At 69.8% G+C, this 15043-nt stretch carries 14 protein-coding genes; 4 read left to right on the forward strand and 10 right to left on the reverse strand.

From position 1 onward, the window contains the following. Positions 1 to 51: 51 nt before the first annotated feature. The 5 genes from ACWEOO_RS40990 to ACWEOO_RS41010 are packed head-to-tail and all read right to left on the reverse strand — an operon-like array spanning position 52 to position 6203. Positions 52 to 1119 carry a LacI family DNA-binding transcriptional regulator gene (locus ACWEOO_RS40990; protein WP_452147657.1) on the reverse strand — a complete coding sequence of 356 codons (1068 nt, stop codon included), beginning with the start codon at positions 1117 to 1119 and terminating at the stop codon, positions 52 to 54. A 20-nt stretch (positions 1120 to 1139) separates the two neighbouring features. Continuing rightward, positions 1140 to 3077 (reverse strand): family 43 glycosylhydrolase, encoded by a 1938-nt coding sequence (locus tag ACWEOO_RS40995; protein ID WP_452147658.1) that lies wholly within the window; start codon positions 3075 to 3077, stop codon positions 1140 to 1142. A 7-nt stretch (positions 3078 to 3084) separates the two neighbouring features. Next, a complete protein-coding gene (locus tag ACWEOO_RS41000; RefSeq protein ID WP_452147659.1) occupies positions 3085 to 3954 on the reverse strand; it encodes a carbohydrate ABC transporter permease in 870 nt (289 codons plus the stop codon). 9 nt (positions 3955 to 3963) lie between these two features. Beyond that, on the reverse strand, positions 3964 to 4923 hold the full coding sequence (locus ACWEOO_RS41005; protein ID WP_452147660.1) for a carbohydrate ABC transporter permease: 960 nt from the start codon (positions 4921 to 4923) through the stop codon (positions 3964 to 3966). Further along, complete coding sequence (locus ACWEOO_RS41010) at positions 4923 to 6203, reverse strand: ABC transporter substrate-binding protein (protein ID WP_452147661.1); 1281 nt, start codon at positions 6201 to 6203, stop codon at positions 4923 to 4925. Before ACWEOO_RS41010 ends, ACWEOO_RS41005 begins: the two co-directional genes overlap by 1 nt. 354 nt (positions 6204 to 6557) lie before the next feature. Between ACWEOO_RS41010 and ACWEOO_RS41015 the strand changes: the two genes are divergently transcribed. After that, entirely contained in the window at positions 6558 to 7322 is a 765-nt protein-coding gene (locus ACWEOO_RS41015) for a sulfite exporter TauE/SafE family protein (protein ID WP_452147662.1), read from the forward strand. 24 nt (positions 7323 to 7346) lie between these two features. On the opposite strand, the gene ACWEOO_RS41020 is transcribed toward ACWEOO_RS41015, so the two are convergent. Beyond that, positions 7347 to 8222, reverse strand: a complete 876-nt coding sequence (locus ACWEOO_RS41020; protein WP_452147663.1) for a LysR family transcriptional regulator — start codon at positions 8220 to 8222, stop codon at positions 7347 to 7349. A 72-nt stretch (positions 8223 to 8294) separates the two neighbouring features. Here ACWEOO_RS41020 and ACWEOO_RS41025 point away from each other — a divergent pair, with 72 nt between their 5' ends. Then, the gene (locus ACWEOO_RS41025) at positions 8295 to 8954 is read left to right on the forward strand and encodes a type 1 glutamine amidotransferase domain-containing protein (protein ID WP_452147664.1); all 660 of its coding nucleotides are present in this window, start codon (positions 8295 to 8297) and stop codon (positions 8952 to 8954) included. 10 nt (positions 8955 to 8964) lie between these two features. Here the strand turns inward: ACWEOO_RS41025 and ACWEOO_RS41030 are convergent, their stop codons facing one another. Further along, positions 8965 to 9387: a MarR family winged helix-turn-helix transcriptional regulator gene (locus tag ACWEOO_RS41030; protein ID WP_452147665.1), complete on the reverse strand. Its 423-nt coding sequence runs from the start codon at positions 9385 to 9387 to the stop codon at positions 8965 to 8967. 78 nt (positions 9388 to 9465) lie between these two features. Between ACWEOO_RS41030 and ACWEOO_RS41035 the strand changes: the two genes are divergently transcribed. Together ACWEOO_RS41035 and ACWEOO_RS41040 are read left to right on the forward strand one after the other, a co-directional pair. After that, the gene (locus tag ACWEOO_RS41035; protein WP_452147666.1) at positions 9466 to 10209 is read left to right on the forward strand and encodes an alpha/beta fold hydrolase; all 744 of its coding nucleotides are present in this window, start codon (positions 9466 to 9468) and stop codon (positions 10207 to 10209) included. A gap of 78 nt (positions 10210 to 10287) precedes the next feature. Beyond that, positions 10288 to 10959, forward strand: coding sequence for an N-acetylmannosamine-6-phosphate 2-epimerase (locus tag ACWEOO_RS41040; RefSeq protein ID WP_452147667.1), 672 nt, complete (start codon positions 10288 to 10290; stop codon positions 10957 to 10959). A 155-nt stretch (positions 10960 to 11114) separates the two neighbouring features. Here the strand turns inward: ACWEOO_RS41040 and ACWEOO_RS41045 are convergent, their stop codons facing one another. From ACWEOO_RS41045 to ACWEOO_RS41055, 3 genes are all read right to left on the reverse strand, one after another. After that, positions 11115 to 12380 (reverse strand): ABC transporter ATP-binding protein, encoded by a 1266-nt coding sequence (locus tag ACWEOO_RS41045; protein ID WP_452147668.1) that lies wholly within the window; start codon positions 12378 to 12380, stop codon positions 11115 to 11117. An 82-nt stretch (positions 12381 to 12462) separates the two neighbouring features. Then, positions 12463 to 13650, reverse strand: coding sequence for an N-acetylglucosamine-6-phosphate deacetylase (locus ACWEOO_RS41050; protein ID WP_452147669.1), 1188 nt, complete (start codon positions 13648 to 13650; stop codon positions 12463 to 12465). Positions 13651 to 13765: 115 nt separating this feature from the next. Next, the coding region (locus ACWEOO_RS41055) for a LuxR C-terminal-related transcriptional regulator (RefSeq protein WP_452147670.1) at positions 13766 to 15043 on the reverse strand (1278 nt) is incomplete at its 5' end.

The following is a 15043-nucleotide window of genomic DNA, read 5'->3' on the forward strand; positions in this document are numbered from 1 at the left end:
CGACGGTAACTTGAAGACGTCACGAATGTCCACCGTGGATCGGTGCCGTGCTCAGCGCCGGGTCCGTCGGCGCGGGCGTGGCGCGGCCGTGCTCTGCCGGACGATCAGCGGCGCCGGCACGGTGCCGTGGTAGCCGGTCAGCTGCTCGCGGCCGCCGAGCTGCCGCATGATCACCTCGACCAGGTCGTGGCCGATCTGGTGGAACTCCTGCCGGACCGTGGTCAGCGGCGGCCAGAGGTGGGCGGCCAGGTCGATGTCGTCGAACCCGACCACGCTCACGTCGTCGGGCACCCGGCGGCCGGCCTCGTGCAGCGCGTGGATCAGGCCGGCGGCCATCTCGTCGTTCGCCGCGAAGACCGCCGTCACGTCGTCGCGCCCGGCGATGCTGCTGCCGATCCGGTAGCCCGATTCCGCCGACCAGTCGCCGACGAACGCCTCCGGCACCTCGCGGCCGGCGCTGGTCAGCGTCTGCCGCCACGCGGTCGCCCGCAGGTCCGCGGGGCCGGAGTCGCTCGGCCCCGCGATGTGGTGCACGGTCGCGTGCCCGAGATCCAGCAGGTGCTGGACTGCGGCCCGGCTGCCGCCGGCCTGATCGGCTCCGACGGCCGGATGGTGCCCGATAAACCGCGAGTCGGACACCGCGACCGGCAGCGTCGGCGGCAGCGCCAGCGCGGCCGGTGTCGCGGTCTCGGCGCGGATGATGATCAGGCCGTCGATAGCCTGGTGACTGAGGTGCTGGACCGCCTCGCTGACGTCGCTCGACGACGGGGTCTCGACGTCGACGAGGCTCACCGAGTAGCCCTCCCGGCGAGCGGCCTCGATCACTGCCTCGATCGTCTTCGACTCACCCGTGCGGATGACCTGGTGAGCGATCAGGCCGATCGACCGGAAGTTGCCCTGGCGCAGGGCCCGGGCGGCGAGGTTCGGTGCGTAGCCCAGTTGCCTCATCGCGTCCAGCACCCGCTCCCGGGTCTCGGCCCGGACCGGCTCCGAGCCCGTGGAGACGCGGGACACGGTCTGCGACGACACCCCGGCCAGCCGCGCCACGTCGCCGATGGACGGTCCCGACTTCGGGTGCCCTTTGGCGCCGCGGCGCGCGCCTTTGACCTCGCTCGACATGGCATCAGCATAGGCGGGCGTCAGTTACCGCGAGCCACCATCAGCCAGCTGACCTGGATGTCGGGGGAGCGGGTCGGAGTGATCGTCACCGTGAGCTTTCCGTCGGCCCCGACCGTGATCCCGCCGTACGTCGCCGCCACACCGGTCGCGGTGAACAAGCGCTGCTGGTCGACGACCGAACCGTTGACGGAGACCTCGGCCGCGCGGTTGGCCCACGGCCACGGGTCGTAGTAGCCCGCATGGACGGTGTACGTGCCAGGCTCGAGGTTTCCGAACGTGTAGACCAGCGGCTCGTGGTTCTTCGCGTACCGCAAGGTGGTGTAGAGGTCACCGGTGCCTGCCGGAGCGCTCGAACCGGTGTAGCCCCACTGGGTGTCGGTCACGGCATCGGTGCCCAGCGGCTGCTCCGGCGCCGAGTTGAGCAGTGGTTGCTCCGTCGACGCGACCTGTGTCAGGCGGGTCCAGTCGGGCGTCGCGGTCCCGCCGGCGTTCACGGCGTACCGCAGACCGTGCGGTACGACCACGACCGATCGGGTGAACGTCCTGCCGTCCGCGAGCGTGCCGCGCAGCGTCGCCGGTCCCGGTTGCGCGATGCTCGCCGCGTCCCAGGTGACAGCGACTTGCTGTGATCCCGAGGCCGTCGTCACCGTGACGGCGGCGGGCAGCGTGCTGGTGTCGCCGAGCCAGACGTGGTCCGGGATCGTGCTCGTGACGGTCCAGCGCGTGTACGGCGTGAGGTCTCGCAGCGTCCACTCGGTGTCCGGACCGATGCTGAGCGCGCCGCCTTCGCCGAACCTCATCGGCATCCAGACGTACGGCGCGTTGGCGAGGTCGTTCGGCGTCCACCGGTCACCCATGAACACGAACTTGTTCTGCTTCTGGTCGACCGGGATCACGTTGGTGCTCTGCGAGTGGTACGTGGTCGCCGCGCCGTCACCGCTGATCGGGACACCGCGATCGGTGAACTGCCCCAGGACGTTCTGCGAGGTCGCGTAGCGTGCCGGGTTCGGATCCCAGCCGGTGGCACCTGACGTCACCAGGTAGTAGGTGCCCTCGGACTTGAACATCGCCGGCGCCTCGCGCTGGTTGCACGCCAGCGTGCGGACGAAGTCCTGGCCCTGGACGGCATTCTCCGGCGCCGCGGACAGGTACGTGTACGACCTGTTCAGCTTGGAGACGTACATCGTCCGGTTCTCCTCGGACGAGTAGATGATGTACGCCGCGCCGTCGTCGTCCACGAACAGGTTCATGTCCCGCGCCATCCCGCCCGCCGGGTCGAACGCCGACCCGCTGCCGCACCACGGCACCGAGTCGCTCGGCACCCGGTTCAGGCGGTACGAGTCGATCCAGCGGAACGGGCCCTTCGGCGAGTCGGCGATCGCCACCCCGGCCTCGGCGCGCGCGTACGTCGACGTGCTGGTCGGCGACGACGGGCCGTCGGAGTGCACCCACATGACCCACTTGCCGGTCGCCTGGTTGTAGATCACCTTCGGGCGTTCGAGGATCGACGGGCGGGACCAGCCATCGGTGCGGACGCTGTTGGTGGACAGGTCGCGCCAGACGACGTCCTTCTGCGCGGGCGTGTACTTCTTGTAGAGCTTCGCGAAGTACGGATCGTTCGCGAACTGGTCGGGGGAGTTCATCGCGCGGAGGGCGAGCCCCTGGTCCTTCCAGTTGTACAGGTCGTACGACGAGTACAGGTGCACGCCCGGGCTGTCGTAGTACCCGTTGCTGCGGTCCTCGCCGTACCAGTAGTAGATGCGCCGGCCGTCGTCGTCCGTCGCCGGCACGATCTGACCGCCGTGGGCCTGGATCACCTTGCCGCTCGTGTCCAGCCAGGGCTGACCGGGGCGGAAGGAGGTGTTCGCGGTGGGTTCGGCGGAATTGGCCGGTGACGTCAGGAGGCTGAGCCCGACCGTCGCCAGCAGCACACCCGCCCAGAGAGTTCTTCGTTTCACAGGGTTCTCAACCTTTCAGGCCTGTCTGGGCCACACCCTGCACGAGATACCGCTGCAGGAAGACGAAGACCAGGACGAGCGGCAGGATCGAGACGGCTGCCGCCATGAACAGTTGCGGGATGTTGATGGTCTGCGCGGTGACGAAGGTCGAGAGCGTGACCTGCACGGTCCAGGCGCTCTCGTCCTGGGCCACGACGAGCGGCCAGAGGAACGAGTTCCAGCTCGCGATGAACGTGATCACGGCGATCGCCGCGATGAAGTTCCCGGAGTTCGGTACGACGATCCGCCAGAACGTGCCGCCGTACCCGAGGCCGTCGATCCGGGCCGCCTCCTCGAGCTCCTTCGGGAACGAGAGGAAGTACTGGCGGAACAGGAAGACGGTGAAGCCGCTGAACAGGGACGGGATGATCAGGCCGCGGTAGTCCGAGACCCACCCGAGCCACGACACGATCACGAAGCTCGGCACGAACGTCACCGCGCCCGGGATCATCAGCGTGGCGAGCACGGCGTAGAAGATCTTGTTGCTGTGCGGGTGGTTGATCCGGGCCAGCGCGTATCCGGCCAGCGAGCTGACCAGCAGCGTGCCGGCCGTGGTGAGGACGGCGACGACCGCGGAGTTCCGCAGCGAGCTGAGCATCGGGATCTCGGGGTCGCTGAACAGGTCCGCCAGATTGTGCCACTGGATGTCCTTGGGGAAGAACGTCCAGCCCGGGGCGGTGATGTCCTTGGTGCTGGCCAGTCCGTTCCTGATCAGCAGGTAGAACGGAACCAGGAACAGCAACGTCATCACGAGCAGCACGGCCGTCCCGGCGCCATTGGCGATCCGGTCGGCGAGAGTACGCCGGTAGCCGACGGCCTGCGGCTGATGGGAATCCATGGGAGTCTCCTAGTCGCTGGGTCTGCCGAAGCCGAGGAGCTTGCCCTGCAGCACGGTGACGACGGCGATGATCGCGGCCAGGATCAGCGAGCCCGCGCTGCCGAGGCCGAAGTTCTGCTGACTGCCGAGCGCGAGGTGGTAGAGGTACACCAGCGGCGGGCGCGCGTACTCGACCGCGCCGAGCAGGTTGTAGAACTCGTCGAAGGCCTGGTACGCCGCGATCAGGCACAGCAGCAGCACCGAGATCGAGGTCGGCCGCAGCAGCGGGAGGGTGATGTGCCGGAACACCTGCCAGCCGGGCTTGGCGCCGTCCACGAACGCGGCCTCGTAGAGCTCGGGGTTGATGTTCTGCAACGCGGCCAGGAACAGGATCATGTAGAAGCCGGCCTGCAGCCACAGCCGCGCGGTCACGATGACCAGCCAGTACCACGGCGGATCCAGCGAGGCCAGCCAGCTGACCGGTTCCACGCCGATCCAGCCGAGCAACGTGTTCGCCATCCCGAACCGGACGCCGTTGAAGATCGACAGCTTCCAGATCAGCGACGCCACGACGTACGAGCAGGCGGTCGGCAGGAAGAACACCGACCGGAAGAACGCCCGCGCCACCCGGACCCGGTTCACCAGTACCGCCAGGAACAGCGACAGCGCGAAGGTGGTCGGAACGATGAGGACGGCGAACGCGGTGAACGTCACGAGTGAGGAGACGAACGCCTTGTCGCTCAGCATCGCGGTGTAGTTGCCCAGGCCAATAAATTTGGTCGGCGTCACGGTGCCCTGGGCGTCGAAGAAGCTGAGGAACGCGCTCCAGGCGATCGGGAAGTAGACGAAGACCACGAGCCCGATCAGGAACGGCGCGATGAACAGCCAGAACGCGCGCCGCTGCCCGTGGATCGCCCGCGTTCTGCGCGCGCTCGAGGTGCGCCCGCCGACCGGGCGCACCTGTGCGGCAGTGGTGGTCTGCTGCGACATCAGCCGAAGATCTTGCTGAGCTCGGTGTTGATCTTCTTCACCGCGCCGGCCAGCTCGGTCTCGGGGTCACCGCCCTTGCCGATCACTCGCGTGACGGCGTCGGTGAGCGCGGTGCTCATCGCGGGTGTCCAGTTCGGGTCGCCCTGGACCCCGTAGTCGGTGTTGAGCTTGACCGACTCGGCCGCGGGGCCGGACTGGAGCTTCGAGGCCTTCGCGGCCAGGCTCTTCCGCGGCGGGATGTGGAACCCGTAGCTGAGCGACCAGTCCTCCTGCAGGTCGGTCTTGTCCACCCACAGCCACTTGGTGAACGCCTTCGCGGCGTCGATGTTCTTGGACTTCGCGCTGACGAACGCCGACCAGCCGCCGGAGACGACCGCCGGCTTGCCGCCGGCCGCGGCCGGGAACGGGAACGCGCCGATCTCGTCCGCGCCGAGCGCGGTCGACATCCCGGGCACCGCCCACATGCCGATCCACTGCATCGCGCAGAGATTCTGGTTGATCGCCGACGGATCCCACCAGTCGGTCGGCGCACCGAGCAGCAGGCTCTTGTCCGCGGCGAACTTGCGCAGTTTCAGCAGCACCTCGGCGACCTTGGCGGGGTCGAAGCCGATCTTGTGGTCGGCGGTCAGGAACCGGCCGCCGGTCGAGTAGATCGCCGCCGTGGTCAGGCCGCCGCCGGTGTTGTTGGCGTCGTTGCCGGCGAACAGGCCCTTGACCGACTTGTCGGTGAGTTCCTTCGCGGCCGCGATCAGGTCGTCGAGACTCTGCGGCGGCTTGATGCCCTTCGCCTCGAACAGGCTCTTGCGGTAGTAGAGCATCTGCGGGTCGTTGATCATCGGGATCGAGTAGAGCTTCCCGTCGATCGAGTTGGCGGCCAGGTCGCCCTCGGCGTAGTCGTCCTTGACGTCGGCGATCAGGTCGTCGAGCGGCACGACCTGGCCGGAGCTGACCAGTGAGCGCTCGAGGTGGCCCTCGAAGGCATCGGGCCCGTTGCCGGACGAGAGGCCGCTGGACAGCTTCGCCGGGTAGTCGCCGGGGATCCACTGGATCTGGACGGCCGCGTCGGTGTACTCGGCGGCGTACTTCTTCGCTGCTTCCTGCGTCCCTTTCTCGCCGTACTGGTGGTACCACTGGCTGAGCGAGACCTTGCTGCCGCCACCACCAGTGGCAGCAGCTCCGGTTCCCTTGTTGGAGCCGCAGGCGCCCAGCACCCCTGCGGCGGCCAGACCGAGTGCTCCGCCGAGCACGGCGCGGCGGGAGACGTTGGCGGGCGGGGTCATTGTTACCTCCGGAGAGCCAAGAATGTTTACGTGAACAGAAGGTGCCGATGATTAGAGCGCCCCTGTCGATCCGGCGTCAAGAGCCCGTGCCCGGGAATTTCGACTGATCCGGTTCAGTTCGAGAAGCCCTTGATTTGCTGGTGTTTGGGCGGATCGGTGCGCGTGCTCGAGGCCCGGAGGTGCCGGCCTCTTGACGTCTGTGCCGTCGTGGGCCCATGATCGGGCCGAGTCGGTCTGTTTGCGTAAACAGCGTCCCGGACCGACCGTCTGCCCGGCCGCTGCCGGTCGTCAATAAGCTGGTGCCATGGAGTCGCCCGAGATCATGCTGGATGCCGGCGTCATGCGGGACAGGACGTGACCGGTGCGGAGCATCTGGCCATCGTCGCGGCCGGTCTCGGCGCCGGCGTGCTCACATCCACCGTCGGTGTCGCGTCATTGGTCAGCTTCCCGGCCCTGATCGCGTTGGGGATCCCGCCGGTGGTGGCGAACGCCTCGAACACGATCGGCTTGCTGCCCGGCGCGCTCAGCGGCTCGTTCGGGTACCGGCGGGAGCTGCGCGAGGTGTCCCGGCCGACGACGATCGCCGTGGTGCTGACGTGTGCGATCGGCGCGATCGGCGGCGCGGCGCTGCTGCTCGCCCTGCCGCCCGGGGTCTTCGCGGCGGCCGCGCCGTGGCTGATCCTGTTCACCTGCCTGGTCGTCGGCGTCCAGCCGTGGATCTCCCGCCGGCTGCGGTCGCGGCGCGGGACTCCGCCGGAGACGCGGGCGACGATGACGCCGGCGACGACGTTCTTCGCCGCGATGACCGGTGTGTACGGCGGGTACTTCGGCGCCGGTGCGGGCGTGATGATGATGGCGGTGCTCGGCCTCGGCCTGGACCTCGAGCTGCGGGTCGCGAACGCGCTCAAGACGCTGTCCCTGCTGGCCGCGAACCTCGTGGCCAGCATCATCTTCGTGTTCGTCGCCGACCTGAACCCGACCGCGATCGTGCTGCTCGCGGCCGGATCGGTCGCCGGCGGGTACGTCGGCGCGCACATCGGCCGCCGGCTCCCCAGCGGCCTGCTCCGCGCCCTGATCGTGGTGGCCGGCGTCACCGCCGCGGTCCTGATGCTCCGGTAGTCAGGACTTGTTCGGGCGGGCGGGTCAGCCGAAGGTTCGCAGCAGCCGGTCGCGCACCACGGTGGCCGGGTTGTTCGGTCCGGTGGCCGACCGCGTTGCCAGGTAGAGGGTGTTGAGCGGCGGCAGTTCGGGATCGGACAGCAGGACCAGTTCGCCTGCGGCCAGGGCCTCGTCGCACAGGTACGTCGGCAGCACGCTCGCGCCCGCTCCCGCGCGGACCGCGGCCAGGACGCCGCGGAGGTCCGGTACGACGAGGTCGGCGGTCCGGGTCAGGCGGGTGGAGAAGACGGTTCGCCAGTAGCGGCGGATGATCGGCGCCTCCTCGGCGTACGCGATCAGGGGGATCTTCCGCAGCCGCTCCGGTGAGCCGGTCGGCGTACCGGCAGACCACTTCGGCGCTGCCACGAGCGCGAAAGTCTCGTCGTAGAAGGGTGCTGCGCGGACGCCGGCGCGCCGCGGCCGGGTCGAGCTGATCACCAGGTCGAGGCTGCGGTCGACGAGCCGGTCCAGCAGGTCGTCGGGCAGGCCGAACGTCGCCCGGACCTGGAGTCCGTCCGCGAGACGCTCGGCGAGCGACGGCAGAACCATGGCGCAGAGGAAGTCCGACGGGCCGCCGAGATGGACGGTGGTCGCGGTGGGTGCGGCGAGTTCGTCGAGCAGCAGGCCGTGCAGCGCGTCGATCGGATCGGCGACCCGGCGGGCGAGTTCGTCGCCGGCGCCGGTCGGCCGCACGCCGCGGGCGAGCCGCTCGAACAGCGGCCGGCCGAGCGTGGATTCGAGCGTCTTCAATTGCGCGGTCACGGTCGGCTGGGAGAGTCCGAGCAGTTCCGCGCCGGCGGTGATCGAGCCGGCGCGATGCACGGCCAGGAACGTCCGAAGCAGGTCGAGGGACGGGCTCATATCAGAAATCCTATGGCATACCGCGCAGATTCCTATTGGTCTCCGATGCCTCGGCGCTCGCATCATGAAGCCATGACACGCGTACTGATCGCTCTCACCAGTCACTCCCAGCTCGGCGACACCGGCCGGACCACCGGCTTCTACGCCTCCGAGGCGGCCGAGCCGTGGTCCGTCTTCACCGCCGCCGGCTTCGACGTCGACCTGGTCTCCGTCGCCGGCGGCCGTCCGCCGATCGACGGGCTGGACGAGGACGACCCGATCCAGCAGAAGTTCCTCGCCTCGATCGACCTGGAGCACACCCCGGCCGCGGCCGGCCTCGACGCCTCGGCGTACGACGCGATCTTCTTCGCGGGCGGGCACGGCACCGTCTGGGACTTCCCGAACGACGCGGCGCTGGCATCGCTTGCCGCGGGCATCTATGAAGACGGCGGCGTGGTCGCGGCCGTCTGCCACGGCCCGTCGGCACTGGTGAACCTGACCCTGTCCGATGGCCGTCACCTGGTCGACGGCAAGAACGTCGCCGCGTTCACCAACGCCGAGGAGGCCGCGGTCGGTCTGACCGAGGTCGTCCCGTTCCTGCTCGCCGACGCGCTGACCGCTCGCGGCGCGATCCATCACCCGGCCGCGAACTTCACCCCGCAGACCGTCACCGACGGCCGCCTCGTCACCGGCCAGAACCCGCAGTCCGCCACCTCGACCGCCGAAGCAGTCGTCGCAGTCCTCACCGCCTGAATCGCCCTCCTCAGGCGGTCGGATCCGGGCCCAGGGCAGCGTCCAGCAGATCGCCCAACTGCTGGAGTTGGGCGGCCGAGAGGGTGTGGAACGAGGTCGCGAAGACGTCGTTCACGGCCTCCTGGCCCTCGGCCCGGAGTCGCTCGCCCTTCGCGGTGAGGCGGTGTTTGACGGCGCGGCCCGGCCCGGGGAGGCGCTCGATCAGGCCGCGCTCGGCCATCCGCGTGGCCAGTGAACCGAAGGACTGGTCGGTCTGGAACGTCAGCACCGCGAGGTCGTGCAGCGACGCGTCCGGCTCGCGCTGCAGGTGCCGCAGCGTGTCCCACTGCACGAGCGAGAGCCCGAGCGGTGCGAGCGCGCGGCTCAGGGCGCGGTGGTGACGGTACTGCAGGCGCTTCACGGCCAGGGCGACATCCGCGGGCTGGTGCTTCATGAGTCGACTCTACATCAGGTTGCTTATATCAGGAAGCTGATCTAAGGTTCCTTAGATAGACAAGCTGATGGAGTGATCATGAGTACTCGCACCCTCACGACCCGCGCCGGGATCACCGTCCAGGCCCGGGACCGCGCCCGTTCGTTCCTGCTCCTGCACGGCGGAGGCGGGGTGCGGACCATGGCCGGCTTCGCCGACCAACTGGCCGAGCACACCCGCTCCCGGGTCCTGCTCCCCACCCATCCCGGTTTCGGCGGTACGCCGAAGAGCGCCGGTCTCACCACGGTCGAGGCTCTCGCCGCGGCGTACGTCGAGCTGCTCGGCGAGCTGGATCTCACCGAGGTGACCGTGATCGGCAACTCGTTCGGCGGCTGGCTGGCCGCGGAGATCGCGCTGCAGAAGAGCCCTCGGGTAAGCGATGTCGTGATCGTGGACGGCATCGGCATCGAGGCCGACGGACATCCGTTGACCGACGTCAGCGGTCTGTCGCCGGCCGAGCTCCGGGCACTCTCGTTTCACGATCCGGCCAAGCTGCCCGTGCCGCCAGCAGTTGGCGGTCCCAGCCCCGACGTGCAGGCACTGACCGGCTACACCGGCCCGACCATGTCCGACCCCACGCTGCTCGATCGCCTCGGCGCCATCGACGGGCCGGTGCACGTCCTGTGGGGCGAGAGTGACCGCATCGCCGACCCGGAGTACGGCAAGGCCTACGCCGCCGCGATCCCGGGCTCGACCTACACAATCCTGCCCGCAACTGGCCACCTGCCCCAACTGGAGACTCCCGAGGAGCTCCTCGGTGCGCTCCTTGCGCTCACCGAGTGAAGCTCTGTGATGTAGGGGCGATTGCTGCAGTGAGGTGCTGCCTAGACTGGCGGCCACGGTTGCAGGGGAGAGTGCTGGATGAGTGACGTGCTGGAGGCTGTCCGGGCGCGGCTGGTTGTGTCGTGTCAGGCGTATCCGGGGGAGCCGATGAACTCGCCGGCCACCATGCGGGCGGTGGCGGAGGCCGTCGCAGCCGGTGGGGCCGCCGGTCTGCGGGTGCAGGGCATCGCGGACATCGCCGAGATCCGTACGGCGGTCGAGCTGCCGCTGATCGGGCTGTGGAAGGACGGCCACGACGACGTCTTCATCACCCCGACTCTGGATCATGCGCTCGCGGTCGCCGAGGCCGGCGCCGATGTCGTCGCACTCGACGGGACGCAGCGGCCGCGTCCGGACGGACGCAGTCTCGCCGAGACCATCGAGGCGATCCACGACCGCACCGGCAAGCTCGTGATGGCCGACTGCTCGACCTTCGAGGAGGGCGTCGCGGCCGCGGAGGCCGGCGCCGATCTCGTCGGTACGACGCTCTCGGGCTACACGCCCAACACCACGAAGACCGACGGACCCGACCTCGACCTCGTGGCCCGGCTGGCCGCGGCGATCAGCACTCCGGTCGTCGCGGAAGGCCGCATCCACACCCCGGACCAAGCCGCCCAGGCCATCGCGGCCGGCGCCTGGACCGTCGTCGTCGGCACGGCGATCACTCACCCCACCACTATCACCAGCTGGTTCGTGAACGCTGTGCAGTGAGTCAGCGCTGGGCGACGCTGGTCGAGATGGTGCTGAACACCAATCTGCGCGGGCTGTCCTGCTACCGCGTGCGTTCTACCTGCCATCGTTGCTCTGGGCAAGTATCGTGGAAGGCGTCGCAACCACTGGCCTGAAGGGCTGAGCGTGGCGGCGGGTCAGCGGGTGATGCGGTCCACGCGGTGGCCGGTCTGGTCGAAGATGTGGATGCGGGAGGTGTCGAGGGCGAGGTGGACGCGGGTGCCGCGGGCCAGTTCGGTGTCGACCGGGAGTTCGACGACCACGTCGGCGCGGCGGTGCGTGGCGCCGTGCGGTTCGGGCGCGGGAGGGGTGGGTGCGCCCAGCCCGGCGCGCGAGCGGAGTCTGCTCAGGAAGGACGGCGTACGGTCGGCCGCGGGAGAGGCGTGAGCCGGAGCCGCGCGGCCGACGCGGTCGGGGTCGACGACCTCGATCCCGCAGTGCACGAAGGCGATCGACTGCTGGCCGTGGAACTCGAAGGCGCGGATCGTGCCGGTCAGCTGGTTCGGGGCGTCGTCGGTCAGGCTGAACGCGTTCGAGCGGGCGCCGACGATCACGTCGGCGCCGTCGTGGTGCCGCAGGATCAGCGACCGGCGGTCGGTGGGGTCGAGGGAGATCGATTGGTTGCCGAGGTCGAGGGCGACCCGGTGGTGCGCGGTGACGCGGACGGTGGCGGCCAGCAGGTTGATCCGCGGCGTGCCGAGGAAGCCGGCCACGAACGCGGTCGCGGGATCGTTGTACACCTGCGTCGGCGTACCGACGTCCTCGATCCGGCCGTCGCGCATCACCGCGATCCGGTCGGCCAGCGTCAGCGCCTCGACCTGGTCGTGGGTCACGTAGAGCGTGGTCACGTTCAGGTCGCGGGTCATCGCGCCGATCTCCTGCCGGAGCTCGGTGCGCATCGTGGCGTCGAGGTTCGACAGCGGTTCGTCGAGCAGGAACACCTGCGGCTGGCGGACCAGCGCGCGGCCGATCGCGACCCGCTGCCGTTGACCGCCCGACAACGTGCGCGGCATCCGGTCGAGCACCGACTCGATGCTGAGGATCTGTGCGAGGCCCGCCGCGGTGGATCCGGCCTGGACGTCGTTCTGGCCGGCGACCTGCAGCGGGAACATGATGTTCTCCTGGACCGTCCGGTTCGGGTACAGCGCGCCGGTCTGGAAGACCATCGCGACGCCCCGTTCGCGCGGCGCCAGCCGGGTGCCGTTGGTGCGCCCGAACCACACGTCGCCGGCCGTCACCCGCTCGAGACCGGCGATCATCCGCAGCAGCGTGGTCTTCCCGCAGCCGGACGGCCCGAGCAGCACCATGAACTCGCCGTCGGCGATGTCCAGCGACAGCTCGTCGACGGCCAGGTGTTCGCCCTCGAACACCTTGGACACCGCGTCGAGCCGGATCGCCGTCATGTAAGGCTTATACGGGAAGGTACGGTTCACCGGCAAGCATTGGGCCGCCCGCCAAGTGATTGCGGGCGGCAATGTCCAATACTTAACTGTTGCCGCAAGCAACCATGCGGCCGTTGACAACGACGGCCGCGACGTCGCCGACGGCGCCGACGGCGCCGTCCGGGGTGCTGGTCAGCTGGACAAGGTCGGCATGGGCACCGACCTCCAGACGGCCGCGATCGTGCAGGCCGAGCAGGTCGGCCGGCGTCCGGGTGGCCATCGTGACGGCGATGTCGAGGGGGAGTCCGCCGGGGCCGGTCGCCCACCGCAGGCAGTCGAGCAGTGAGGCGCCGCTACCGGCCAGGTACGGCGTGCCCTGGAGGCGGAGGCTTCCGTCGGGCCCCACGGTGACCGCGCCGCCGACCGCGGTCCGGTAGTCGCCCGGTGCGCATCCGGCCAGGGCGGCCGCGTCGCTGGTGAGAACGCATCGCTGCGGACCTTTGGCGCGCACGAGAGCGGCGAAGGTGTCGGCGGGCAGGTGATGGCCGTCGGCGATCAGTCCGGCGGTCAGGGTGTCCTCGGTGAGCTGGGCCCAGATCGGATTGTGGTGACGGTCGATCTGGGCTGGTAGTCCGTTGCCGAGATGGGTGGACAGGCGTCCGCCCGCGGCGGCGAAGGCGTGGATGTCGTCGGCGGTCGCGAGCGAGTGCCCGACCGAGGCGAGGACCGGTCGCATCGCCAACGGGGGCGTACCTGCCCGGAGGTGTCGGGTGAACTCGATGGCTCCCTTGCGTTCGGGAGCCAGCGTCATGATCGCGATCGCGCCGTCGGCCGCGGCCTGCCAGCGGTCGAACTCGTCGGCGTCGGGGTCCCGGATGACCGCCGGGTCATGCGCGCCGCGGGCACCTTCCGCGGACGAGATGTACGGACCCTCCAGGTGCAGGCCCGGTACGCCGTACGCGACGTCGGGGTCGGCCGCGCGGGCGGCGGCAGCGCGCTTGACGAGGGTGAGCGTGGTCGCGTCGTCCGCGGAGATGATCGTCGGGTAGACCGTCGTCACGCCTTGTCCCCACAGGGCGCGGACGAGGTCGGACAATTCGCTCGCCGGGCGCGACGGGTCGTTGACATCCAGACCGCCGTACCCGTTCAGCTGGATGTCGACCAGCCCCGGGATCAGCAGCAGGTCCGGCGCCGACGGATGGTCGGTGATCTCCTCGATGCCGTCGGCCGAGAACCGCACCCGTACACCGCGGCCGGCGGCGGTGCGGCCTTCCAGGACCTCGCTCGTCACGGGTTCTCCTCACCCTCGGTTTGCGGACAACCCAACTGCATCCGGCGACCCGCGGCAAGGACGCTGATCGCGACGCCGCGACCGGCGAGCTCGGCCGCACCCATGAACACCCTGGTCAGGCGCGGGCGAAGGCGGTCCGGAGCTGGCGGCGGGAGGTGATGCCGAGTTTGGAGAACGTCTTGCGGAGGTGCCACTCGACGGTGCGCGGGCTGATGAAGAGCTGGGCGGCGATCTCCGGATTGGTCAGGCCGTCCCTGGCCAGGCCGGCGATCTGCGACTCCTGCGCGGTCAGGTCGTTCGTGGTTTCGGGCGTGCGCTTGCGGACGGTCTCGCCGGTGGCGAGCAGCTCGTGGCGGGCGCGTTCGGCGAACGCCTCGGCGCCGATCGCGGCCAACTGCTCGTGGGCGGTCCGCAGGTGCTCGCGGGCGTCCTGCCGGCGGCCTACGCGGCGCAGCCATTCGCCGTACAGCAACTCGGCGCGGGCCGATTCGATGCGCAGACCGGTCCGGCTCAGGTGGTCGATCGACGCGCGGTACGCGTCCTCGTCGTTGGCCAGCAACGCTCGCGTGCGGGTCTGCATCCCGCGGCCCCAGTCCGTCGGCGCGGCGGCGACGCGTTCGTCGAGCCAGGCCAGCGCGGTCTCGACGAGCTTGGTGTCAGCGGTCCGCGAGGCGGCCTCGGCCAGTTCGCCGATCACGAGTGCGCTGTACGCGACCACGTCCTGCTCGAAGACCTGCCGCGCCGCGTCGCGGGCGGTCTCGTACCGTCCGAGGCCGTTGTTCAGCAGCGCGCTCGTGTACGTCGCGATCGCGGTCATCCGGCCCTGGCCCTGGGTGCGTGCCTCGCGGATCATCGCGTCGATCAGTCCGGTCGCCTCGGCCTCGTGCCCGCGCAGCGCGGCGAGCTGCATCCGGCCGATCCCGAGCACCCGGTTCCCGGTCGCGGCGCCGATCTGCCGCTCCTCCTCGACGTACGCCGTCGCGGCCGCGAGGTCACCGGTCATCGACACCACGTTGGCGCGGAAGTTCAGCGCCCACTGGAGCTGGACGAGGGCGCCGCTGTCGCGGGCGATCCGTTCGTGGCGGGCGGCCAGTTCGAGCGCCGCGTCGAGGTCCCAGACGTCGATCGCGACGATCCCGCTGGACCGGCTGCCCGCGAGCCACAGCCAGCCGCGGACGTCCTCGGCCTCGCCGGCGCTCCGCCGGGCGTGGTCGACGGCTCTGACCAGCTGGGCCGCGGCGTCGGCGTACCCGCGGGTGAAGCGCAACGCGAGCGCCTGCAGGAGCAGGTCGCCAGCCCCAAGCTGGTCTTGCCCAGCCCCGGCAGGTCCTCGATCAGCAGATGCCCGCCGGCGAACAGCGTCGCGACCGCCAGCCGGACGACCTGCGGCTTG

Source organism: Kribbella sp. NPDC004138, from assembly GCF_053603655.1.